This window comes from Psychrobacter sp. 1Y4 (assembly GCF_051847555.1).
In genome coordinates, this window is the sequence record NZ_JBPYDE010001191.1 from 1 (window position 1) to 510 (window position 510).

A 510-nucleotide genomic window follows, 5' to 3' on the forward strand; every position below is an offset into this window, starting at 1 on the left:
AAGAAGAAGAGTTTGCGCTAGCCTTGCGCACACGCGACCGTGAACGCAAACTTATCCGCAAAATTGACAAATCTATGCTAGAAATCGAAAATGACGACTATGGATTTTGTGAAACCTGTGGCGTAGAGATTGGTTTGCGCCGTCTTGAAGCACGTCCAACAGCGACCCAATGTATCGACTGCAAGACTTTGTCTGAGATTAAAGAACGCCAAAACCAAGGCGCTTAAATCAGATAGAACTAAGATGACTGTAAAACAGAGCGACCCTATAAGTGGTCGCTTTTTGCATTTTAGACGACCGTTTAGACGACCGCCTCCTCACGCAAACGCTCCCCCCTACTCTGTTTTTGATTATATGACTGATATAGCGTTGGTGAAATGTTGCCTTTGCTCACGAAACAATCTCATTTAATAAATATCTTTTGAACCTGATTTTTATTATTCTATCTGTATTATTTTTATCGATAGCCATTTACTGTGAAAACTATTCCTACTGACACGCCATCTCACA

1 protein-coding gene is annotated in these 510 nt (G+C 41.4%); it reads left to right on the forward strand.

The window, feature by feature from the left end; translation table 11 throughout:
* Nucleotides 1-227: TraR/DksA C4-type zinc finger protein (locus tag ACS8FC_RS21090; RefSeq protein WP_439298216.1), on the forward strand; the 227-nt coding region annotated here is incomplete at its 5' end.
* Between the last annotated feature and the right edge of the window lie 283 nt (nt 228-510).